This is a genomic window from Actinokineospora inagensis DSM 44258 (assembly GCF_000482865.1).
Classification (GTDB): domain Bacteria; phylum Actinomycetota; class Actinomycetes; order Mycobacteriales; family Pseudonocardiaceae; genus Actinokineospora; species Actinokineospora inagensis.
Window position 1 is genome coordinate 76,589 of sequence record NZ_AXWW01000006.1, and the last position, 22,040, is coordinate 98,628.

General features: G+C 69.9%; 21 protein-coding genes. 6 read left to right on the forward strand and 15 right to left on the reverse strand.

All coding sequences use genetic code 11. The features are described 5' to 3' along the window. Positions 1 to 106 precede the first annotated feature (106 nt). From H504_RS0101435 to H504_RS0101445, 3 genes are read right to left on the reverse strand one after another with little or no spacing between them, the layout of a single operon-like run. On the reverse strand, positions 107 to 481 hold the full coding sequence (locus H504_RS0101435; protein ID WP_026421298.1) for a hypothetical protein: 375 nt from the start codon (positions 479 to 481) through the stop codon (positions 107 to 109). Then, on the reverse strand, positions 478 to 1,413 hold the full coding sequence (locus tag H504_RS0101440) for a metallophosphoesterase family protein (protein ID WP_245614027.1): 936 nt from the start codon (positions 1,411 to 1,413) through the stop codon (positions 478 to 480). Before H504_RS0101440 ends, H504_RS0101435 begins: the two co-directional genes overlap by 4 nt. Continuing rightward, positions 1,410 to 1,841, reverse strand: a complete 432-nt coding sequence (locus H504_RS0101445; RefSeq protein WP_026421300.1) for a plastocyanin/azurin family copper-binding protein — start codon at positions 1,839 to 1,841, stop codon at positions 1,410 to 1,412. Before H504_RS0101445 ends, H504_RS0101440 begins: the two co-directional genes overlap by 4 nt. Before the next feature lie 503 nt (positions 1,842 to 2,344). Between H504_RS0101445 and H504_RS0101450 the strand changes: the two genes are divergently transcribed. Next, positions 2,345 to 3,145, forward strand: coding sequence for a hypothetical protein (locus tag H504_RS0101450; RefSeq protein ID WP_026421301.1), 801 nt, complete (start codon positions 2,345 to 2,347; stop codon positions 3,143 to 3,145). A gap of 1 nt (position 3,146) precedes the next feature. Here the strand turns inward: H504_RS0101450 and H504_RS0101455 are convergent, their stop codons facing one another. Both H504_RS0101455 and H504_RS0101460 read right to left on the reverse strand, forming a co-directional pair. Beyond that, positions 3,147 to 3,797: a QcrA and Rieske domain-containing protein gene (locus H504_RS0101455; protein WP_026421302.1), complete on the reverse strand. Its 651-nt coding sequence runs from the start codon at positions 3,795 to 3,797 to the stop codon at positions 3,147 to 3,149. Beyond that, positions 3,797 to 4,297, reverse strand: coding sequence for an RNA polymerase sigma factor (locus H504_RS0101460; protein WP_245614028.1), 501 nt, complete (start codon positions 4,295 to 4,297; stop codon positions 3,797 to 3,799). Before H504_RS0101460 ends, H504_RS0101455 begins: the two co-directional genes overlap by 1 nt. Before the next feature lie 365 nt (positions 4,298 to 4,662). On the opposite strand from H504_RS0101460, the gene H504_RS0101465 reads away from it, so the two are divergent. From H504_RS0101465 to H504_RS0101485, 5 genes are all read left to right on the forward strand, one after another. Continuing rightward, positions 4,663 to 6,735, forward strand: coding sequence for a DUF6541 family protein (locus H504_RS0101465; protein ID WP_035302979.1), 2,073 nt, complete (start codon positions 4,663 to 4,665; stop codon positions 6,733 to 6,735). 36 nt (positions 6,736 to 6,771) lie between these two features. After that, positions 6,772 to 7,575: a polyphosphate kinase 2 gene (gene ppk2, locus H504_RS0101470; protein ID WP_026421305.1), complete on the forward strand. Its 804-nt coding sequence runs from the start codon at positions 6,772 to 6,774 to the stop codon at positions 7,573 to 7,575. 103 nt (positions 7,576 to 7,678) lie between these two features. Then, a complete protein-coding gene (locus H504_RS0101475) occupies positions 7,679 to 10,012 on the forward strand; it encodes a phosphoketolase family protein (protein WP_026421306.1) in 2,334 nt (777 codons plus the stop codon). After that, positions 9,997 to 11,052: an acetate/propionate family kinase gene (locus H504_RS0101480; RefSeq protein WP_026421307.1), complete on the forward strand. Its 1,056-nt coding sequence runs from the start codon at positions 9,997 to 9,999 to the stop codon at positions 11,050 to 11,052. Before H504_RS0101475 ends, H504_RS0101480 begins: the two co-directional genes overlap by 16 nt. Positions 11,053 to 11,079: 27 nt before the next feature. Then, the gene (locus H504_RS0101485) at positions 11,080 to 12,141 is read left to right on the forward strand and encodes a DUF371 domain-containing protein (protein ID WP_026421308.1); all 1,062 of its coding nucleotides are present in this window, start codon (positions 11,080 to 11,082) and stop codon (positions 12,139 to 12,141) included. Between the two features lie 16 nt (positions 12,142 to 12,157). On the opposite strand, the gene kamB is transcribed toward H504_RS0101485, so the two are convergent. The 10 genes from kamB to H504_RS0101540 form a co-directional block, all read right to left on the reverse strand. Further along, positions 12,158 to 12,811 (reverse strand): 16S rRNA (adenine(1408)-N(1))-methyltransferase KamB, encoded by a 654-nt coding sequence (gene kamB, locus H504_RS32805; RefSeq protein WP_035302981.1) that lies wholly within the window; start codon positions 12,809 to 12,811, stop codon positions 12,158 to 12,160. 260 nt (positions 12,812 to 13,071) lie between these two features. Further along, positions 13,072 to 13,908 (reverse strand): hypothetical protein, encoded by an 837-nt coding sequence (locus H504_RS0101495; RefSeq protein ID WP_026421309.1) that lies wholly within the window; start codon positions 13,906 to 13,908, stop codon positions 13,072 to 13,074. A 276-nt stretch (positions 13,909 to 14,184) separates the two neighbouring features. Then, entirely contained in the window at positions 14,185 to 14,559 is a 375-nt protein-coding gene (locus tag H504_RS38280) for an STAS domain-containing protein (RefSeq protein ID WP_051385383.1), read from the reverse strand. A gap of 218 nt (positions 14,560 to 14,777) precedes the next feature. Further along, positions 14,778 to 14,945, reverse strand: coding sequence for a hypothetical protein (locus tag H504_RS40745; RefSeq protein WP_157440148.1), 168 nt, complete (start codon positions 14,943 to 14,945; stop codon positions 14,778 to 14,780). Positions 14,946 to 15,184: 239 nt separating this feature from the next. Further along, on the reverse strand, positions 15,185 to 15,646 hold the full coding sequence (locus H504_RS0101515; RefSeq protein WP_026421310.1) for a PPOX class F420-dependent oxidoreductase: 462 nt from the start codon (positions 15,644 to 15,646) through the stop codon (positions 15,185 to 15,187). Further along, positions 15,647 to 16,585, reverse strand: coding sequence for an acyl-CoA desaturase (locus tag H504_RS0101520; RefSeq protein ID WP_026421311.1), 939 nt, complete (start codon positions 16,583 to 16,585; stop codon positions 15,647 to 15,649). Positions 16,586 to 16,798: 213 nt separating this feature from the next. After that, positions 16,799 to 17,578 (reverse strand): S1 family peptidase, encoded by a 780-nt coding sequence (locus tag H504_RS0101525; protein WP_026421312.1) that lies wholly within the window; start codon positions 17,576 to 17,578, stop codon positions 16,799 to 16,801. Positions 17,579 to 18,595: 1,017 nt separating this feature from the next. Then, on the reverse strand, positions 18,596 to 19,576 hold the full coding sequence (locus H504_RS0101530) for an SMP-30/gluconolactonase/LRE family protein (protein ID WP_084467288.1): 981 nt from the start codon (positions 19,574 to 19,576) through the stop codon (positions 18,596 to 18,598). Positions 19,577 to 19,585: 9 nt separating this feature from the next. Then, positions 19,586 to 20,335, reverse strand: a complete 750-nt coding sequence (locus tag H504_RS0101535; RefSeq protein ID WP_026421314.1) for an SDR family oxidoreductase — start codon at positions 20,333 to 20,335, stop codon at positions 19,586 to 19,588. A gap of 81 nt (positions 20,336 to 20,416) precedes the next feature. Next, positions 20,417 to 21,979, reverse strand: a complete 1,563-nt coding sequence (locus tag H504_RS0101540; protein WP_211239240.1) for an AMP-binding protein — start codon at positions 21,977 to 21,979, stop codon at positions 20,417 to 20,419. Positions 21,980 to 22,040 lie beyond the last annotated feature (61 nt).

A 22,040-nucleotide genomic window follows, 5' to 3' on the forward strand; every position in this document is an offset into this window, starting at 1 on the left:
GACGAACCCCCGGCGGCCGTGGACCGAGCCGCCCACCGGGGGATGTGCGGTGGGCGGCTCGGGGCGTGGGCAGGCCGCCCGGACCCCACGACCGGGCGGACTGGGCTCAGGTGGCGAGTCGGGGCCGGACGATGAAGTCCGCCGCCAGGAACAGCAGCACGGCGACCTCGGCCACAATGCTCAGCAACGCCTGCGGCGACGGTTCGAGACCGTGCTCGGAGAAGCCGAAAAGACCGACCGTCCGCGACAACACGAACCCGACCAGCGCGCCGAAGGCCGCCCCCACGGCGGCGAGGCGAAGCAGGACGAGTGACGTGAACGGCAACAAAACCGCCAAGGCGAACGAGGCCGCCGCCTGCAAGAGGAACGCCGGGCCGACGAACGAGAGCACCCGGTACCCGTGGATGTAGAGGTCGGCGTGGATGACGCCCGCCCCGACAAGGCCGAGCGCGGCGGCGATCCGCAGCAACGTAGAGGTCATGCGAGCTTCACGTCCTTCACGGCCAAGTTGTGCGACCCCTGCTGGTAGCCGACCTCACGGATACCCAACGCGTCCGCGAGCTGCCCCGCGGGCAGGGTCACCGGCGCGGGTGCCTTCGCCGTCCCCGGCTTCGGCAACGGGTACGCGGTCGTCGTCGCGCTGTAGAACGTGACGTTGCCCTCGGTCTTCGTGAACAACTGGTGCACGTGCCCGTTCAGACAGGTCACCGACGCGAACCGCTTCAACAGGTTCAACACCTGCGCCGCGTCGTCCGTCCCCCACCCCCACTGCGGGTACATCGCGAACAGCGGGATGTGGCTGAACACCACAACCGGCGTATCCGCCGACAACCCGGCGACGTCCTTGCGCACGAACTCGATCTGGTCGTTCCCGAGGTGCCCGAGCTTCTCCAGGTTCAACGTGTTCACCAACGAGATGAAATGCACCCCCTTGACGTCGAAGCTGTACCACCCGTCGCCAACCGACCCCGCGCCGAACGCCTGGCGGTACTTCTTCCCGCCGTCGTCCACCGAGTCGTGCTCCCCGGGAACGGTGAAGGTCTCCCCCGCCCGCACCGTCCCCAACATCTGCTTCACCTGGTCGAACTGCCCCGCCGTCGACAGGTGCGTCAAATCCCCGGTGTGCATCACGAAATCCGGCCGGTACGGCAACCCGTTGATCTGGTTGATGGCGTGCGTGAACGACTCCGTCACCGCCGTGTTCGCCGCACCCGTGAACCCGATATGACTGTCACTGACCTGCACGAACCGCAGCGCGTTCGGATCATCCGGCACGGCGGCGGCCGCCCCCGGCGTGTGGATGTGACTGATCACCTCACCCCCCGCCACCGTGAGGACGACAGCGGACCCGAACCAAGCCGTATGCCGCAACAACTGCCGCCGACTCATCCCCTGCGGATCATCATCACTCACGGAGTCACCTCAACGGTCGCCGTCATGAACGGGTGAATGGTGCACAGGTAGTCAAACCGCCCCGCCGTGGTAAACGTGTACCGAAACGTATCCCCGGTATTCATCGTCGGCGACTTCAACGGCCCCGCCCCCGAACTCGTCACCGTGTGCGGCTCAGTGTCACTATTGGTCCAGGTAACCGTCGTCCCCACCTTCACCGACACCAACGCAGGCGCGAACGCGAAATCCTTGACCGCAACAACATTCGTGGAAACCGCAACCCCACCCCCCGCAGGCGCCGACGAAGACCCCATCGGCATCCCCATCGCCGACGACGGACTCCCAGCCCCACCAGGACTCCCGGACCCCGCCCCACTCCCACAAGCACTCACCACAAACACCGCGCAACAAGCCACCACAAGCCCCCGCGCCACCACCAATCGCTTCATGCCACCAAATACCCCCCACGGTTACACCACCCTCCAAAAAAACACCCCACCCACCCAACCCCCACCCGCAAACCCACCCCTTCGCGACAGCGAGAACCACCCCCACCAACCCGCACCGCCACCCAGCAAACCACCCCACCACAACCCACCACGACCAACCCGCACCGCACGCCCCAAAAAAAACCCCACATCGACGATGGCCGCCAACCCACCCCACGCGCCTCGAAACCCGCCGAACCCAACCGCCCGTTGTGGTGAAGTTGTTTTGTTTGGGGGAAGCGGTGGCCTAAGCCGGCAGGCGGGTAAGGCCACGCTTTCCAGTGGCCCCGCCTTTTAGCCTTACCCAGGCCACCGCTAGGGGCCCCAAACAAAACAACTTCACCACAACGGGCACCCCAGCTTTAATCTGGCGCAATCCAGCGGCGTCGCCGAAGGCGACAAGCAGTCATCACAATCACGCATCTCCCACCCAACCCCCCACCCCACCCTGCTCTGATCACCCCATGCGCAAGCCCACCGGTGTCGCCCAAGGCGCGACCGCCGCCGCAGCCATCGCCTTCGTCACCGCGTGTTCCCTCCCCTGGATGGCCAACACCCCCGCCCTCCCCCTCCTCGGACACGCCTTCACCATGCGCATCTGGTTCCTCTTCGAACCCCCCGGCCCAGGCCCCGGCCTCGAGATGGCCACCCTCGGCCTCCTCACCCTCACCGCGATCACAGCCGCCTACTACCACGCCCACCGAACCGCAGCCGCGACAGCCGCCGTAGCCATCGCACCAGGCATATCTCTCATCTTCCGAGACCACCCCGGCCTCTCCTCCGGCTACGGCGCCACCATCGCCACCACCGCAGTAACCACCATCGCCATCGCCCAAACGGCAGCCGCCTTCCACCTCACCCAAGGGCCACCAACCGCAGGCGCCGCCACCGCCGTAATCCTCGCCGTCGCAGCAGGCTTCGCAGGCGCCGCACACGCCTCCGCCCGAGACATCGACGCCACCACGTCCGCACCAGGCGGCCCAGTGACGATCAGCACCCACGACAACATCCTCGTCGGCATCACCGCCACCGACAGCGTCACCGGAACCGAACGCTGGCACTATTGGTCACGGGATTCCACATGGCCGCACCTCGGACTCAGCCCCGACGGCAACACCGCTTACCTCTTCGTGAACCGCGTAACCGAAAGAGACGTGCTCACCTTCGACGCACACACCGGAAAGCTGCTTGAACGGAGATTCCTCGCACACACAAGCTGGGGAGACCAATCCCCCGGCCCAGCAGCGCCACTGGACAACGAATAGCTCAGGTCTGCACCGACGGAACGAAGACCTCGACCTGCCCACCCGATTCCCGCACCAACAGCTTCGGCAGCGGCCGCAGGTTCATCGGGAGTTGATGCCGCAGTACCGCCCCGTCCACCGCGAACGCCGTCCGGTGGCACGGGCAGTCCAGTTCCCGCGCCACCCGGTCCAGCATCAACTTGCAGCCCAGGTGCGTGCACGCCCCCGAAACCCCACGCACCTGCCCACCAACACGCTCGACGAACCCGGACAACACATCCAGGTCGAACGGGTGCACGCCACCCTCAGGCAGGTCACGGCCCGCGACGACCGGATGCCAGGAACCGGTGTCAGGAACCACCACCGGCGGTTGCGCCGCAGGAGCGCCCGCCACATCGGAGATCGCGCGATCGACCGCCACCCCCACCGCCGCCGACGCGGCCGCGACCGAGGTGATCTGGACGAACCGCCGACGCCCCCGGTCGACGGGGGGTTCCAGTTCGCGGCGGAGGCGGGCGTGCAGGGACGACACGAACTCCTCGCTCGGCGCCCCCTGCTCCGCCCCCGCCGCGCCTAAGAGGACGGCGGCCTTGACGTCCGCGGCCTCCTCGTCGGTGACGCCGGCAGGCCTGCGGCGCAGGAGGTCGCGGACGTATCGGCGCACCCCGGTCATCACGTCTCCACTCCGCCGGCGACCTCACCGGCTCGACGCACCGCGCGGTGCTGCAACACCTTCAGATTCGCCACCGTCACACCCAACTCCGCGGCCGCCTCCTTCAACGAGCACCCCTGCAGGAACCGCAGGCGCAGGACCGTGGCGTACCGGTCCGGCAGCGCCGACAGGATGTGCTCGGCCCGGTCCCGCGCGCGGGAGTCGATCAGCTCGGGTACCGCCTCGGCGATGTCGCGCTCGTCGTCGAAGGTGGTGACCTCGCGGCCGAGCGTGCGGCGCCAGTGGCCCGCGAGCACGGTGCGCGCGGTGGCCACCAGGTAGGTCCGCACCTCGCCGACGCTGGCGGACAGCCGAAGCGGCCGCAGCGCCCGCAGGAAGACCTCGGCGGTCAGGTCCTCCGCGTCCGCCCGGTTGCCGACCCGGGAGAACACCAACCGGTACACCCGATCGATATTGTCCCGGTAGACCGCCTCCCAGTCCGGGTAAGTCTCCTCCGACACGACGCGCAGCCGCGCCCTTGGCTCGTTCGAGCCGCCCGGCTCACGCCGGGCGGGTAAGCGCTGTCCCACCCCGCACCATCCGACTCCCCTCATCCCCGTCGACCCGCCGGGTCGCTCCGATCTGGGATAGGCGCCAGGGTTACACAACCGGCCGGGTGGACCGGGTTCCGGGGCGGGGTGGACCGCCGACTGTTCGGCGCGGGGCGGGACACGCGGAACATTCAGCGGTGTGGGATTGTCCGGTTCGCCCCGGGGCGCCCTGGGCAGAGGGCACGGCCGCGGCCGTGTAGCCTCGGTTCGCTCGAGGAGTGTTGCTCGGGGGCGAGCGAGCGCTCACCGGCACCCGAACCCCGTGGAGTTCTGAGTTGATCTCGATCGGCGAGATGGTGTTGTTGGTCCTGACCACCGGCGCGGTCATGATCCTGCCCGGGTTGCTGGTCGGGCTCGCGGTGGGTCTGCGCGGGTGGCTGCTGTGGGGCGTGTCCCCCGTGGTGACCTACGGGGTCATCGGGGTCGCGGCGCCGACGCTGCCGAAGCTGGGGATCACCTGGAGCCCGTGGACGGTGCTGGCCACGACGGTGGTCATCGCGGCGATCGGGTTCGGCGTCGGCCGGTTGCTGCGCCGGTGGGACGGCCGCTGGGTCGAGCGGGAGCCGGTGCGTCCACCGTGGTCTCGCGCGCACCACTTGTCGGTCGCGGCCAGTGTTCTCCTCGGCGGCGGTATCGGCCTGTTCGCCTCTTACCGCGCTTCTCGCGGTTTCTCCGCCGTACCGCAGTGGTTTGACGCGGCGTACCACGCGAACGCCATCCGGTTCATCTCGGACACCGGGCAGTCGGCGCCGTCGGCGTTGAAGGTGCTGACCGACCCGGACGCGTCGTCGTACTTCTACCCGAACGCGTTCCACGCTCTTGTCGCGTTGGTGCGGCAAATCGGCGGCTTCGGTGTGGTGCCCGCTTTGGACGTCGCCAACGGTCTTGTCATCGGCTCGTTCGTGCTGTGCATGACCATCCTGGTGAAGGTCTGCACGAACAGCCCGGCGCTGACAGCGGTAACGGCGATCCTGTCCTCGACGGTCACCACGTTCCCTTACGACATCCAGGTGTGGGGTCCGCTTTTCCCCCTCGTCGCCGGTATCGCCCTCGTGCCGGGGTTCTTGGCCCTGCTGCACCGCGCGTTGCTGGAGCGCAGGTTCGGCCACCTGTTCGCGACGGCGTTGGGCGCCATCGGACTGCTGGCGATCCACTCCAGTGTGGCCGTGGCCGCGATCCTGCTCGCGGGGCTGCTGCTCATCCAGCACTGGATCACCCGCAGGCAGCGCATCCTGCCGGACCTGGCCGCGGGCGTGGGCATCGTCGTGCTGGCGGTGCTGTTCGGGTTCAACCAGATAACCGCGTTCCTGGGCATCTCGGTGTCCGCCGACGACGTGGTGTGGCCGCCGACGTCGATGCCCGCCGACGGGTTCGGCAGGCTGCTCGGCGCGTCCCGGGCGGTCGGCTACCCGGCCTGGTCCGGCCCGTACAGCGCCTGGTACCCGGCGTGGTGGTTCACCGCCGCCCTGGTCGTCGGGCTGATCGGGGTGCGCAAGGCGAAGTTCCGGCCGGTGTACTGGTGGCTGCTCGGCGGCCTGGCGTTCACCGTCCTCTACATCATGGTCGCGGGCTACTCGACCCCGTTGACCCGGGCGCTGAGCAGGCCGTGGTGGAACGACCCGTGGCGGATCGCCGCGCTGACCACACCCGGTCTGATCGTGCTCGCCGCCATCGGCGTCGTCACCGCGCGCGACGGCCTGGCCGCCCTGGTCACGAAGGTGTGGCGGCCCAAGCCGCGCGCCGAGTCCACCCGGCCCACCGAGTTCACTGAGTCAGCCGAGGCAGGCGACCCGGGTGCGACCGCGGTGGTGGGCGACCGCCGCCGGGCGCTGGTCCCGATCGTGTCGTTGGCCGTGGTGCTGCTCGTGTTCGGCGCGCTCAGCCGCGGGTTCTACCTGCCGCGCAACACCGACCGGCTGCGGTGGCTCTACCTGGACGGCCCGGTCGTGTCGCACACCAAGGAAGACGCGATGGCCTGGCTGTCCCAGCACGTGCCTGCAGGCACCGTGGTGGCCAACGACCCGCACGACGGCTCCCCGTGGATGTGGGCGATCGACGGCGTGCAGCCGCTGTTCAAGGTCTCCGTCATCGGACCGGTCCCGGCGCGCAAGGACGGCAGCAACGACGCCGAGGTCATCCTGCGCAGGCTGAACCAGTACGACACGGACAGCTCCGTGCGTCGAGCCGTGGACAACCTGGACATCAGCTACGTGTTCGTCAGCAAGGGCTCGGTGAAGGCCGACCCGTACGCCCCGGTGGCACGCGGCCTGCAGGACCTGGACCGGGTGACCGGGCTGCGCGAGGTGTACCGGAACGTGGACTCGACGATCTACCAGGTCACCAAGTAGATGCGATCAGCCCGGCGGCGCGGAACACTGTCGGGCATGGCCAAGAGCAAGCGGTTCCCCCGGGAGATCTACGAGACCGAGCTGCTGCGGCTGCAGGGCGAGCTGGTCCAGCTCCAGGAGTGGGTGCGCACCAGCGGCACGCGCCTGGTCGTGGTCTTCGAGGGCCGGGACGCGGCGGGCAAGGGAAGCACGATCAAGCGGGTGGCCGAGCACCTCAACCCCCGGGTGTGCCGGATCGTGGCGCTGCCGACGCCGACCGAGCGGGAACGCACGCAGTGGTACTTCCAGCGCTACGTCGACCACCTGCCCGCCGCCGGTGAGATCGTCCTGCTCGACCGCAGTTGGTACAACCGGGCCGGGGTGGAGCGGGTGATGGGGTTCTGCACGCCGCTGGAGTACCAGCGGTTCCTCCGCCAGTGCCCGATCTTCGAGAACCTGCTGGTCGAGGACGGGATCCTGCTGCGCAAGTACTGGTTCTCGGTGAGCAGGGCGGAGCAGGAGCGGCGGTTCCGGGAGCGGCTGGAGAACCCGCTGAAGCGGTGGAAGCTGTCCCCGATGGACCTGGAGTCGATCACCCGCTGGGACGACTACTCGCGGGCCCGCGACGACATGCTGGTGCACACCGACACCGAGACCGTCCCGTGGCTGGTCGTCGAGGCCGAGGACAAGCGCCGGGCCCGGTTGAACATGATCGCGCACCTGCTGTCCAGTGTCCCGTGGCAGCCGGTGGCCCGCGAACCGCTTGTGCTGCCCGAGCGACCTACCGACACCGGTTACACCCGCCCACCCCGGGACGTGGAGCACCAGGTACCCGACCACGCGGCGTCCCTCTTGGCGTGACCGGATCAAGGGTCGAAAGCACTCCACCGGGCGGGGTGACTGACTCTGCCCTTCCGCATCAGCGCCGCTAGCGTGGGGTGGGACCAGTCGAGGGAGACGCCAAATGCCGTCCTGGACCCATGACGACCTCCGCCGGATCGACGCCTACTGGCGTGCCGCCAACTACCTGTCCGTCGGGCAGATCTACCTGCTGGACAACCCACTGCTGCGGGAGCCGCTGCTGCCCGACCACATCAAGCCGCGCCTGCTCGGGCACTGGGGCACCACGCCGGGTCTGAACCTGGTCTACGCGCACCTGAACCGGGCCATCCGGCAGCGGGACCTGAACATGCTCTACGTGGCGGGCCCCGGTCACGGTGGTCCTGGGCTGGTCGCGAACGCGTACCTGGAGGGCACCTACAGCGAGGTTTATACCGGCGTCAGCCAGGACGTGGACGGTATGCGCGCGCTGTTCCGGCAGTTCTCCTTCCCCGGTGGCATCCCCAGCCACGTGGCACCGGAGACGCCTGGGTCCATCCACGAGGGTGGCGAGTTGGGGTACGCGCTCGTGCACGCGTTCGGCGCCGTGTTCGACAACCCGGACCTGATAGCGCTCTGCGTCGTCGGTGACGGAGAGGCGGAAACCGGTCCTCTTGCCGCGAGCTGGCACTCGAACAAGTTCCTCGACCCGAAGCGGGACGGGGTAGTCCTACCGGTGCTGCACCTCAACGGCTACAAGATCGCCAACCCCACGGTGCTGGCGCGCGTCCCGGACGACGAGCTCGCCGCGCTCATGCGTGGTTACGGCTACAAACCGCACTTCGTGGCCGGGAGCGACCCGATGGCGGTGCACGAGGCGTTCGCCACCACCGTGGACGCGGTGCTGGACGAGATCGCCGCGGTCAAGTCCGGTCCGACGAGTGCCCGCCCGGCCTGGCCGATGATCGTGTTGCGCACCCCGAAGGGCTGGACCGGGCCGCGCGCGGTCGACGGTACGCAGGTCGAGGGCACTTTCCGGGCGCACCAGGTGCCGTTGGCGAACACGCGCGAGGACCCCGGCCACCGCAGGCAGTTGGAGAAGTGGCTGCGCGGGTACCGCCCGGAGGAGCTGTTCACCGAGGCCGGCGCCCTGGTCCCGGAGCTGCGCGCGCTGGCCCCGGTGGGCGACCGGCGGATGAGCGCCAACCCGCACACCAACGGCGGGCGGCTGCTGCGCGACCTGGCCATGCCGGACTTCCGCGAGTACGCCGTCCCGGTGGAGAAGCCGGGCGCGGCGACCAGCAGCGCCACGGGCGTGCTCGGCGGGTTCCTGCGGGACGTGATCCGGCGGAACCCGGCCACGTTCCGGGTGATGGGGCCGGACGAGGTGGCGTCCAACCGGCTGGCGGCGGTGTTCGAGGCGACCGGTCGGGCCTGGAACGCGGCCACCGTGCCCGGCGACGACCACCTGGCGCCCGGTGGCCGGGTGATGGAGGTGCTGTCCGAGCACCTGTGCCAGGGCTGGCTGGAGGGCTACCTGCTGACCGGCAGGCACGGCCTGTTCACCAGCTACGAGGCGTTCATCCACATCGTCGACTCGATGCTCAACCAGCACGCGAAGTGGCTGAAGACGACCCGGTCCATCCCGTGGCGGGCGCCGATCGCGTCGCTGAACTACCTGCTGTCGTCGCACGTGTGGCGGCAGGACCACAACGGGTTCAGCCACCAGGACCCCGGGTTCCTCGACCACGTCGTGAACAAGAAGGCCGAGATCACGCGGGTGTACCTGCCGCCGGACACCAACACATTGTTGTCCGTGACCGACCACTGCCTACGCAGCAGGCACTACGTCAACGTCATCGTCGCCGGTAAGCAGCCCGCGTTGACGTACTTGACGATGGAAGAGGCCGTGGCGCACTGCACGCGTGGTCTGGGCATCTGGGAGTGGGCGGGCACGGCGGACGGCGAGCCGGACGTCGTGTTGGCCTGTGCGGGCGACATCCCGACCCTGGAGATCCTCGCCGCGGCCGCGTTGCTCCGAGAACACCAGCCCGACCTGCGGGTCCGCGTGGTCAACGTGGTCGACCTGATGCGGCTGCAGCCCGCGTCCGAGCACCCGCACGGGCTGTCCGACCGCGAATTCGACGCGTTGTTCACCCGGGACAAGCCGGTGATCTTCGCTTTCCACGGCTACCCGTGGCTCATCCACCGGTTGACCTACCGGCGCACCAACCACGGCAACATCCACGTGCGCGGTTACAAGGAGGAAGGGACGACCACGACACCGTTCGACATGGTCATGCTCAACGACCTCGACCGGTTTCACCTCGTCATGGACGTCATCGACCGGGTTCCCTCTCTCGCCGGCTCTGCGGCGCTCTTGCGTCAACGCATGTTCGACGCCCGGCTGGCCGCACGGCTCTATACGCGTCAACACGGTGAGGACGACCCGGCCATCGCCCAATGGACGTGGAGCTGACCGTGCGCGTACTAGTAGTCAACGCGGGGTCGTCGAGTTTGAAGTTACGGCTACTCGGCGCAGATGACGCTGTCGAGGCCACGGCCGATGTCTCGGATACCGACGACATCGCGGCCACCTTGCGCTCTTGGCCCCGTCCGGACGCCGTGGGACATCGAGTTGTACACGGCGGGGCGGAGTTCACGTCACCGGTCCTCGTGGACGCGCGGGTGAAGGCCGCGCTGCACGACTTGGTGGAGTTGGCGCCGTTACACCAACCGAAATCGTTGGCCGGGTTGGACGCGGTGCAGGACGTGCTGCCTGACGTTCCTGCCGTCGCCTGCTTTGACACCGCGTTCCACTCCACCATCCCCTCTTACGCCTCCACGTACGCGCTCCCGTCAGCGTGGCGAGAGAGGTACGCAATCCGCCGCTACGGCTTCCACGGCCTGTCACACGCGTACTGCGCCAAGAAGGCAGGTGCCTACGGCAGTCGCGTCGTGTCCTGTCACTTAGGTGCAGGAGCCTCGGTGACGGCGATCGTGGACGGTAAGAGCGTCGACACGACCATGGGGTTCACGCCGTTGGAAGGGCTGGTGATGGCGACGCGCTCGGGGTCGGTGGATCCCGGCTTGGTGTTGTGGCTGGCCGAACGGATGCCGATCGACGAGGTCACGAACGCCCTCGAGAAGGAGTCCGGACTGCTGGGGCTGGCCGGAACGGCCGACATGCGCGAGATCGAGGCAGCGCTGGACGACGACCCGCGCGCCCGGCTCGCCTTCGACGTGTACATCCACCGGCTGGCCGGGTGCGTCGCGGCCATGACCACGGCCGCGGGCGGACTCGACGTGCTGGCGTTCACCGGTGGCGTCGGGGAGAACTCAGCCGCCGTCCGCACCGCCGTCGCCGCCCGCCTCGACCACCTGGGCGTGCGGGTGACCGGGGCCGCCGAGTTCGACATCACGGCCCCGGGCGCGCCGGTGCGGACCCTGGTGGTGCCGTCCCGGGAGGACCTGGAGATCGCCGCCGGGGTGCGGACTGTCCACTTAGGTCATCGGTAGACTGGCGTCGACGGAGAGGGGACCCCTTTGGCCACCGAGTTGCTGCGCCTGCGCTGCCGCGGCCACCAGGACATCCGGGCGACCCACGGCAAGACCCTGGAGGTCACCGCCGACCCGGACATCACCGGCCGCGCCACCTGCGTCGTCGGGGTGGCGGCCAAGATCGTCGGGCCGGTTGGCGGGCCGGTCGGCGCCGTCGCGGGACCGGTCGAGGTGACGTTGAGCGTCGCCGGGCTCAGCGTGTCCGTGCGCGCGCTGGCGAACTCGCGGTGGCGGCCGGGGGCGAGCTTCGTCATCCGGCGCAGCCCGCACCGGCTGCCGAACACCCTCGCGACCAACGCGGACCTGTCCTCGGCCGACTTCCCCCGCCCACTCGTCGACGCGCTCGCAGACCCGGCCGCGGAGATCGATGTCGTGGTGACTCGCGCGCCAACGCCAGACCGGTATTCGGTGCTGTATCGAGCCTCTTATCCCGACGACCGCCTCGTGGCCGAGTGCGCCGCCGCCGACTCGATCTCCGCGACCGACTCCGCTGCCCGCGCGTTGGTCACGGGTCTCGGCTACTCGTTGAGCACGCGGGTGGGCCGGACCCTCCAGGTGTCCACTGTGGAGTCATTCGCCGAGGCGGCCGACGAGGTCCTCGGCTTGCCGCCGGAGCTCACCGTCGCCGCGGTGCTCGAACCCGCGCCCGTGGTCGTGGTGCCCGGTTTACCCCGGCGCGAGGTCATGAAGGTCGCGGCGACGACCCAGCACGCACACGTCGTGTTCACCTGCCCCGCCGACGAACTCCCCCGCTGGCTGGCCGACGCCACCCGGCTCGCCGGGACCACCCACGCCGCGGTGCTCCCGTTCGACGAGCGGCCGATGTCCGGAGCGGTCTCGGACATCGAGGCGATCCCCGGATCCGGGACGGTGTGGTGCGCTCTCGCCCGCACCAACTCGTTCACCGAGGCCGACGTCGATCCTCGCGCCCTGTTCACGTCGTTGAAGGCCGAAGGGGTGTCGTCAACGTCGTTGGTCCGCGCGTTGAGCGGCCAACCGGGCTGGTCGCGCAAACAGGCGTACGACTTCGTGCTGGGCGTGGAGTAGCCCGTCGGTGGGACGCTCAGGTGGGGTTGATCAGGCCGCGCAGGGCTAGCACGTCCAAGCGGTCGCGAGACGAGTTCAGCCGGCGGGTCCACGAGGTGGCCAACGCCGCGATGCCCGCGTCGTCAAGGTACTCGGCGGCGTGGAGGTGCCAGTGGGCGGCCTTGAGCGCGGGGCCGAGGTCTTCGGCGGCCGAGTCCGGGGTGGGTTCGGGATGGGTACCGACCTCCGGGACCGGCGGGCGCCAGGCGTGCAGGTTGAGGGTGATGAGGAAAGGCGTGTCGGGCGCACAGAGCGCGGCCAGAGCGGTGAGCATCGCCGGGTCTGAGCCGAGGACACCGCGCAACAGGCTGCCCCAGGGCATCAGGACGTGCACCTCGGTGATGTCGGACAGCTCAGCCGGGGGCTGTTCGGCGGCGGCCCACAGGTAGAGCAAATTGGGGAGGCCGCCCTTCTTGGGGCTGGCAGCGGCCTTGGTGGCCGCCCGGCGCATGTTGTCGGTAGCGGCGTCCAGACCGATGACCAGAAGATCGGGGTGGGCACGGGCCAAGTGCAGCGCGTGCTTGCCGTCACCGGTACCGACATCAAGGAGCGCGGCGGTGTAGCGGCCGCGCAGGGCGGCGAACTCGGCCCGGTCGACCTGGACGACCTGCTTCCCGGTGACGCGGCGCATACCGGGAGCCTAGTAGTGGCTCCACCCAGGACGGTGACCACGTCTCGACCGGCCCACGCCGTCCCTGGCGGCAGTGCCGAACGACCAAATACCCCCAACGAACACCGTGGACAGGACCGATCCGCGGCCAGCGCTCCGGGTCGAGCCCCAGCGCAGGGTCGAGCCCCGGGGCCTTGTGGGCCACCGGGGCTCGGCGGTCGTGCACCGCCCGCGGTTCGCGACGCGGCGGCTCGGCGGGGCGGATCGACCCGCCGGGGATCTCAGGGCCGCAGTGTCGGCAGCGACACGGCGGCGGGCAGCAGCAGGTCCGCCGGGTCGGGCCGGACCGGCAGGCCCGCGGTGGACTGCTCGGAGTCCACCCCGATCGCGGTACCCACCACGTCGACGGCGTCACCCGGGACAGCCGACACGTCACCGGTCGCGGCCGAGGTGTCGCCCGTCACCGCGCCGGGCACCGCGGACACGTCTCCGGTCGCGGCGGACACGTCGCTGGGAACCGCGGCGACGTCGCCGGGGACGGCCGTCACGTCATCGGTCACCGCGCCGGGGGTGGCGGTGGTGTCGCCGGGCGCGGTGACGTCCGGGAGGTTCGTGTCGGCCCCGGTGCCGGGCAGCGTGACCGGGCCGGGGAGGTCCGGGATGTCCACCGGGGAGCCGGGGTCCACGGCGGGAGTCGGCAACAGGCCGCTCGGGACGACACCGGGCAGGGTGGCGTACAGCGCGGTGACCAGGGTGTTGACCAGGTCGAGCAGGCTGGACAGCAGGGCGGGGTCGACCACCCCCGGAATCGGCAGGATCTGCTGGATCTGGGCGGCCCTGGCGTCGGCCGGGTCGGCGAGGGTGCCCGCGCCGCAGCCGCGAACGTGGTTGAGCACGTCGCGCAGGGTGCCGATGCCCTGGGCGAGCGCGGTCTCGTTGGTGGTGGACCCGGCGATCTCGGTGGAGGCCGCGGTGAGGTCGTGGATGGCGGTGATGGTGCCGGACTGGTCGGCCGACGGTACGGGGGTGGTGGCGGCCGCCGCCAAGCCCGCCCCGGTCGCTGTCAGCACACTCGCGACCGCGACGGCGGCCGCGATCCGCGTGAGGTGACGGTTCATCGGTTGGGTGTCCTCTCCGGCTGGCTGGCTTGCTGGTTCCGTGGTCGTGCGTTACCTACGGCTACCAGCTAACACCGACGGTGACCGGATGATCACGGTCCGACCCGGTCACCCCGAGCGTTCTTGCCACCCACAATCACAGGTTCGCAGTCACCCAATGGACTGACAGTGGCGGCGAAAAACAAGCCGGGTTCACATCCGGGTCGGCATTCTCAACATCAACTCACCCATTGGACCCAATATGGGACTCCCGACCCGAAAGGCGGGCGGAATAGATCACCACGGCGACAGCGTGCCCGGCTCGAGCGCGGCGTCGAGGTCGCGGTAGACGGCGACCAGGTCGCGCACGCCGGTCACCTGGAGGGTGTGCAGGGCAGGCCCGAGCGGGGCGGCGACCCGCAGGACCTTGCCCCGGTGCAGGCAGTGGTAGTGCGCGCGGACGACCAGCGGGGCGGCGCCGACGCTGAGGAAGGTGACCTGCACCAGGTCGACCACCACGAGCCGCTTGACGGTGTTCTCCGAGCAGGCGTCCTCGACCTGCTCCCGCCAGGGCCGCTCGGTGGTCATGTCGATCCGGCCGACCGCGCTGACCACGACCGCGGACCGGGTGCCGCGGGTGGTGACCGACAACTGCTCGCGCGGGTGCGGCACGAACCCTCCATCGCGCGCGGGTCGACCCGGGACCGGGTGGGCGACCGAACTGGAAAACGATCACGGCGGCGCACCGCTCGAGTTCGCCGACCCTATCCCGATTGTTGTCCGCGATCCGGGCGCGACGCGAGCCCGTGCGCAACAACACACGGAAAATGCGTCTGATTCAGTGAATGATGCGTTGTTTCAGGCGGCGGTTTCCGGCCGCGCGCTCGCGGTCACGCCGACTCCCGCCGGTCGGCCCGGTCGACGCAGTGCGGCCCGGGGTAGGCCACCCGGGCCGTCTCCTCCGGTCGGGCCACCCGCAGCCGTCCGCCACCACCCGCCCGCGCCCGCCGAGCGTGCTCCTCGGCGGCCTTGGCCCACGCCAGGTCCCTCAGTTCCACCGACATACCCGGTCGATCGGCCGAATGGAGCACTTCGTTACCGACCGCAATCAGCACTCACCCGATGGATGGAGCGAGTACATGATCGGTTGAATGAGGCGGGCGCAATTCAGCGTCGTTCACCTACGTTTCGGCGGCACACCCGCCAACCGTCCCGGGCAACTCGGGTGACGTCATCACCTGCAGGAATAGTAGTGCCGAGGTGCGGAAACCAGTGCGCCGGGCGGGCCGGTTCCGGCTCAGCCGACCAGTCCCGGTGGGAAACCACCGGTCGCGATCGGGCCCCACGAGGTGGGGGTGATCCGGATCAGGCACTTGCCCTGGCGGACCATGGCGGCGCGGTACTCGGCCCAGTCCGGGTGCTCGCCGGAGATCGACCGGAAGTAGTCGACCAGGGGTTCCAGGGCGTCCGGCAGCGCCAGCACCTCGGCCTGGCCACCGATCTGCACGTACGGGCCGTTCCACTCCGCCGACAGGACGCAGGCGGACACGGTGCCGGTGCGGCGGGCGTTGACGGCCTTGGCGCGCGCCGGGTAGGTGGCGATCGTGACCCGGCCCTCGGCGTCGACGCCGTAGGTCACCGGGGACAGTTGCGGCTCGCCCGAGGACCGGGTGGTGACCAGGACCAGGCGGTCGCGGGCGCGCAGGAACGCGAGCAGCCCATCGCGGTCGGGGCGCTCGGCGGTGGCCGTGCGCGGCACCTACTTGACCGCCAGCTTCGCCAACCGCTGCGGGGTGGGCCAGCGGACCTCGGAGACCCAGCCGAACTTCTCGAACAGCCAGATGAGCCGGGCCGAGATGTCGACCTGGCCGGGCCGCACGCCGTGCCGGGCCGAGGTGGGGTCGGCGTGGTGCAGGTTGTGCCAGGCCTCACCCATGGACAGCACCGCCAGCGGCCAGAAGTTGGTGGCCTTGTCCCTGGACCGGAACGGCCGCTCGCCGATCATGTGGCAGATCGAGTTGACCGACCAGGTGACGTGGTGCAGGAACGACACCCGCACCAGGCCCGCCCAGAAGAACGCGGTGACCGCGCCCCACCAGGACCAGGTGATCAGGCCGCCGAGGGCGGCCGGGGCGAGCAGGGTCACCGCGGTCCACAGGCCGAACTGGCGGTGCACCCGCTGCAGGTCGGGGTCGGCGAGCAGGTCGGGGGCGAACCGCTCGGCGTTGGTGAGCTGCCGGTCGAACACCCAGCCCATGTGCGCGTGCCAGAACCCGCGGGCGAGCGCCATCGGCGAGGTGCCGAACAGCCACGGCGAGTGCGGGTCGCCCTCGCGGTCGGCGAACGCGTGGTGCCGCCGGTGGTCGGCGACCCAGTGCAGGACGGGCCCCTGTAGCGCCATGCTGCCGACGATCGCCAGCCCGACCCGCACCGGCCGCTTCGCCTTGAACGAGCCGTGGGTGAAGTACCGGTGGAAGCCGACGGTCACGCCGAGGCAGGTGAAGGTGTAGAAGAAGGCGGCGAGCAGCACGTCGACCCAGCCCAGCCCCCACCCCCACGCCAGCGGCACGGCGGCGACCAGCGCGGCGAACGGGACGAGGATGAACAGGTACGTGCCGACCTGGGGCCAGTGCGCGCGGGGCGAGCCGAACATCGGCTTCGGTCCCGTGCTGCTGCTGTCCTCGACGGTCGCGGTCATCTGCGGCCTCCAGCGCTCACCGGCGGCACCCGCTCGGGTACGCGCTCGGGCGTAAGCAAACCAGGCCACGGACCCGGACACCAAGGGCTTGCTTGGCGGTGGGCTGTCCGGTATGTCGCGTGTTTCCCACCGTTGTGGCAGGTCGGCGTGCCTCGCGCGGCCCGATCGCCGCCCCAGGTTTCATCCTGACGTCGCCGTCCGGACGGGCAACGGTCAGGAGAGTGCCGTGATCGCGGACTGGATGCTTTGGTAGTAGTCCGCGATCTCGGTGTACACGCCGGGGAACTGCGGCCGCGCACACCCCACCCCCCAACTGACGATCCCGACCTGCCGCCAGGCGCCCGCCGTGTCCACCGCCACCATCGGCCCGCCCGAGTCGCCCTGGCAGGTGTCGATGCCGCCGGTGCCCACCACTCCCGCGCACAGCATGGCCGCGGGCACGAACGAGTACCCGAACTTGGTGTACAGCTTCCCGCACGTGGTGTCGTCGACGTAGGGGACGTTGGCGTGCAACAGGTACCGCTGCTGCTCACCCCCCTCTTGGGTCGCGCCCCAACCCATGACCCGGAACGGCCCGGCGCCGACCACACTGGGTTCGAGCTTCACCACGGGGAACGACAACGGCCGGGCCAACTTGATCAACGCCCAGTCGTTCCCCTTCCCCGCCGTCGTGTAGTCCGGCGCCCGGTACACCGACGCGGAGTTGACCACGGTGGCGTCCGTGCTCGCCAAGTCGACCGTGCCGAAGAGAGCCTGAATCCGAGTCTCCGGCCCCGTCCCGGCCACGCAGTGCGCCGCCGTGAGGACGACGCTCGGCGCCACCAGCGACCCGCCGCACCCCATGGACAACCGCGCCAACCACGGGTAGATCCCCTGCGGCGCCCGAACTCCGCCGACCACCCGCCCCGGGTCCTCGGTGGCCCGCGCCATCCCCCCAACCCCGACGAGCACCAGCGCGATCCCAACCGCCAACGCCCGCATGAACTTCCGCATTGTCGAGTCTCCCCCGATGATCACCCACCGCAACCCCGCGGTGGCCCTCCGTCGATCGTGCCCCGCCCCCGGCGGTGCTCGCCGCCCAACCACCTGACCGGGTGATCCACACCGCCCGATCGAGCCCAGCGCTCGCCTGTTTCGGTGAACCTCGGGCAGCACCATCGCCGTCCGTCGCCACCAACGGGCCCATCACTCGGTCCCCCGAAAACCCAACCCCACCACCAAACCCCACCCACCCACGCCACTCCCACCTGGCGCTGCATTAATCACCCGCCCGTGAACCACCCCTCCCCACCCTCACCCGACCGCGCCCCAGCCCCACCCACCCTCACCTTGCCGCGATTGGCCCCGGGCGCCACGCAGGGGCCCGCCCACCCGGGGCACCGGGGCCCATTCCTGACGGTAGCGCGGATCGTGAGTTGTCAAGAGGAAGCCGTGCTGAGCTGTGGACAACTGAACACCCTGTGGAAAACGGCGAGTGTGATTGAACACCTTGTGGACAAGGGTGGGTTCAACATCCACCTGACGAGTCCCGACGGGTACTTGACATCAACCCCGCCGTGGTGCGAGCAGGGGCCCGCCCTCCCGGGGGCCGGGGGCCCATTCCTGACGGTAGCGCGGAACGCGGGTTGTCAAGAGGGACGGGCGACGGGCTGTGGACAACCGAATGCCATGTGGGCAAACGCGAGTTCGATATCCACCGGACGAGTCCCGGCAGGTACTTGACGTCAACGCCGCCGGGGTGCAGACAGGGGCCCACCCACCCGGGGGCCGGGGGCCCATCTCTGAACGTAGCAAAGCGGGCCGGTTGTCAAGGGCCGCAGGCGAAAGCGGTGGATGGCGGAGTGCATTGTGGACAGCCGTCAACGACGGTTGCGCTTCACCTGCAGGCGGTTACGGGGCCGCAGCGACCGGACGAAGCGGTCCGCATGGTGGCGGGCCGGGGGTGGGCGGGGGTGGGCGGGGATGGCTGCGTGGGGCGGGAGCGGCAGGAGATGAGCAGGCGGGAGAGGGTCAGTGGCTCGGGATGTCGAAGTGGGCGATGGTGGATTCCTCAAGGCTGCCCAGGTACACGCGCCCCCCAACTTCACGCACGCCGGTCACCATGCGGAAATCGCGGGCCTGCGCGTGGAAGTCGTGGACGACGGCGCCGGTTTCGAAGCTCAGGGCGCGGGTCCAGGTGATCCGCCGGGGTTTGGGGTGGTGGGGTTCGGGGACGCGCCAGAGGAGTTTGCGGAGGAAGGGCGGGGTGCGCAGGAGGAGGTCCACCACTGGGTCCCGTGGGGCGGCCATGGCGATCCAGAGGTTGCCGTCGGTGCCGGTGGACATGTTGTCGGGGAAGGCGGGGAGGTTGTCGGCGAAGACGTCGGCGTGGCCCTGGTGGGCGCCGGTGAGGTGGACGCGGCGGAGGCGGTAGTTCCAGACGTCCGCGACGACGACGTGGGTGGCGGTGGGGGCCAGGGCGACGCCGTTGGCGAACTGGAGGCCGGTGAGCAGGGTGTCGACCGAGCCGTCCGGGTCTCGGCGGAGCAGGCGGCCGGTGCCGGTGTGTTCGAGGAGGTCGGCCTTCCAGTAGGGCAAATCGAAGCGGTCGGTTGAGTTGGTGAAGTAGATCGTGCCGTCCGGGGCAACAGCGGCGTTGTTGCACACGCGGAGGCCGGGTCCGGCAGACACCAAGACTTCTATGTCTGAACCGTCCACAAGCAACAAGCCACGGGCGGCGTCGCAGACAACCAACCGACCGTCGGGGTACCACTCCAAGCCGAGGGGCCTACCGCCGGTGTTAGCGACAACGGTGACCTCTTCCGCTGTGATGCGGAGGATGCGGCCGTCCTCAACCCCGGTGTACACACACCCCGAGGCATCAACGAGTACGTCCTCAGTCCCTTTACCGCCCGCCGGTAGGACTGTCAGCGGCGGTAGCGTCGAGCCGCGTGGGCCTCGACCAGCTCGTGGGGCCCGCCAGACGACGGGATCGATCCGTGGCCGTGCCATGAGCCTCCTTCACGCGATCTTCGCCACTACGCGCAGCGGCAGGAAACGCATGGCGTAACCCACGACGGTCCACGGCCACGCGGGCACGCACGCCGTCGCGACCTCGCGTTCCATGGCGCGCACCATCGCTCGCACACCGGGTTCCGTATCGACGAGCAGCGGTGTCTTACGCGCTCGCGCGTTCATCTCCGACCGGATGTACCCGGGGAACAACGTGGTCACCTTGATCGGCGTGCGCAGCGTGTCGGCGCGCACGCCTTCGGCCAACGCGGCGATCCCGGCCTTGCTGGCGGCGTAGGTCGACATGGTGCGCGGCAGCCCACGCATCGCGCTCATCGACGACACGACGACGAGGTGCCCGGCGTCCTGCGCGCGGAACGCGGTCATCGCGGCCTCGCACTGGGCGAGCGCGGCGACGAAGTTGGTCTCCGCCGTCTGCTTGTTGGCGTGGAAGTAGCCGGTCCCGAGCGGCTGCCCCTTGCCGAGACCGGCGTTCACCACCACCCGGTCCAGGGTGCCCAACTCGGCTTTGGCCTCGGCGAACACCCGGAACACGGCGTCGTGGTCGGTGACGTCGAGTGCCTTCACCAGCACGGTGATCCCGGGGTTGGCGCGCAGCAACTGCTGCCGGACCTCGGCGAGCCGGTCGGTGCGCCGCGCGGCGAGGACCAGGGTGCGGCCGAGCGCGGCGAACTGGCGGGCCATCTCGGCGCCGAGCCCGGCGCTGGCCCCGGTGATCAGGATGTTCTGGCGGGTCAACGGTCTCCCTCCACCTGCCGCGAAGTTACCCGTCGGTTAAGTTAGCGCAGACGCGGGACCGCGGCCGACTGGACCGCGCGGTCAGCCGAGCTCGACCAGTCGGTTGCGCAGGACTTTGCCGGTCGCGTTGCGGGGCAGTTCGTCGAGGAAGACGACCTCGCGCGGCACCTTGAACCGGGCCAGGTTCGCCCGCACGCGCCCGCACAGGTCCTCAGCGGTCACCACCGCCCCCGGCTCGCACACGACGTACGCCTTGAGCCGTTGCCCGAACTCCGCGTCGGCGACCCCGATGACGGCGGCCTCGACCACGCCGGGGTGCTCGACCAGCAGGTTCTCGATCTCGGCCGGGAACACGTTCTCGCCGCCGGAGATGATCATGTCGTCGTCCCGGCCGTCGATGAACAGCCTGCCCGCGGCGTCGAAGTGGCCGACGTCGCCGGTGCACAGCAGGCCGTCGATCACCTCCTTGGTGCCGCCGTCGGTGTAGCCGCCGAAGGCCAGGCCGCTGCCCGCGAACACCCGGGCGGTCACGTCCGGCCGGGTGACCGGCCTGCCCCCGGCGTCGTAGAGGGCGATCCGGCAGCCGACCGGGGCGCGACCGACCGTGCCCGGGGCGGCCCGCCAGTCCTCCGGGGTGGCCACCGCGGCGACCGCGACCTCGGTGGAGCCGTAGAGGTTGTGGATGACGTCGCCGAACGCGCGGGTTGCCCGGTTGCCGAGCTCCGGCGAGAGCACCGATCCGGCGGTGAACACGATGCGCAGGCTGGACGTGTCGTACCCGGCGAGCACGTCGTCGCCGAGGTCGAGGATGCGCTGCAGCATCGTCGGCACCACCACCAGCGCGGTGGCCCGGTTGTCCTGGATGGCAGCGAGCGCGGCCAATGGGTCGAACCGACGCCGTAGGACTGCGGCTGAGCCAAGAGCCAGCGACAGCGTCAACTGCGAATAGCCCGTGGCGTGGAACAACGGCGCCGCGAGCACGGTGGCCTCGTTGGCGCGCAACGGGATCCGGTCGACGAAATGCGCTGCGGCCAACGGTGACCTCACCTGCCGCGGAGCGCCCTTAGGTGTACCGGTGGTGCCGCTGGTGAGCAGGACAGTGCTACCGGGCTGCCTAGGGGTTGGGATGGGGCTGTCTTCGGTCTCGGCGATGAGGCCTTCCAGAGTCGGTACGCCCGCCGGGTCGCCGTCCGTCCACGCCAGAACGCGGAGAAGCACACCGGGTAAAGCACTGGCGAGCGGGCTGAACTCCTGGTCGTAAACGAACGCCGTAACCCCCTCGCGCAGGGCCACGTCCACGAGCTGGGGACGCGCGAAGCCGGTGTTCATCAGCAACAGCCGTGCGCCTATCTTGGCAGTCGCCAGCATCGTCTCCACGGCGCCCCGGTGGTCACGGGCCAGCAGCGCGACCACCGACGCGGGTGTCACCCCCCGGCCGACCAAGGCCCGCGCCAACGCGTTCGACCGGTGGTCCAGCTCGGCGAAGGTGAGCTTGCCGCGCTCGTCGACCAGCCCGACCGCGCCCGCGTCCCGGTTCGCGGCGACCCGGGCCGCGCCCGCGATGGGACCGAGCCTGCGGGTGGTCATCATGGCGGTGAGCACGTGGTCCGGCCTGCCCAGCGGGACCAGCCCGGCCCGGTGCATGACGTCCACGCTCCGGATGACGGTGGCGCCCTGCGCGGCGACGCGGCCGACCAGGTCGCGG

Coding starts and splice junctions, on each gene's coding strand:
- H504_RS0101435 (WP_026421298.1), bottom strand. CDS start 481: ATGACCTCTACGTTGCTGCGGATCGCCGCCGCGCTCGGCCTTGTCGGG.
- H504_RS0101445 (WP_026421300.1), bottom strand. CDS start 1,841: ATGAAGCGATTGGTGGTGGCGCGGGGGCTTGTGGTGGCTTGTTGCGCG.
- H504_RS0101450 (WP_026421301.1), top strand. CDS start 2,345: ATGCGCAAGCCCACCGGTGTCGCCCAAGGCGCGACCGCCGCCGCAGCC.
- H504_RS0101455 (WP_026421302.1), bottom strand. CDS start 3,797: ATGACCGGGGTGCGCCGATACGTCCGCGACCTCCTGCGCCGCAGGCCT.
- ppk2 (WP_026421305.1), top strand. CDS start 6,772: ATGGCCAAGAGCAAGCGGTTCCCCCGGGAGATCTACGAGACCGAGCTG.
- H504_RS0101475 (WP_026421306.1), top strand. CDS start 7,679: ATGCCGTCCTGGACCCATGACGACCTCCGCCGGATCGACGCCTACTGG.
- H504_RS0101480 (WP_026421307.1), top strand. CDS start 9,997: ATGGACGTGGAGCTGACCGTGCGCGTACTAGTAGTCAACGCGGGGTCG.
- kamB (WP_035302981.1), bottom strand. CDS start 12,811: ATGCGCCGCGTCACCGGGAAGCAGGTCGTCCAGGTCGACCGGGCCGAG.
- H504_RS0101495 (WP_026421309.1), bottom strand. CDS start 13,908: ATGAACCGTCACCTCACGCGGATCGCGGCCGCCGTCGCGGTCGCGAGT.
- H504_RS0101520 (WP_026421311.1), bottom strand. CDS start 16,585: ATGACCGCGACCGTCGAGGACAGCAGCAGCACGGGACCGAAGCCGATG.
- H504_RS0101525 (WP_026421312.1), bottom strand. CDS start 17,578: ATGCGGAAGTTCATGCGGGCGTTGGCGGTTGGGATCGCGCTGGTGCTC.
- H504_RS0101530 (WP_084467288.1), bottom strand. CDS start 19,576: ATGGCACGGCCACGGATCGATCCCGTCGTCTGGCGGGCCCCACGAGCT.
- H504_RS0101540 (WP_211239240.1), bottom strand. CDS start 21,979: ATGCACCGGGCCGGGCTGGTCCCGCTGGGCAGGCCGGACCACGTGCTC.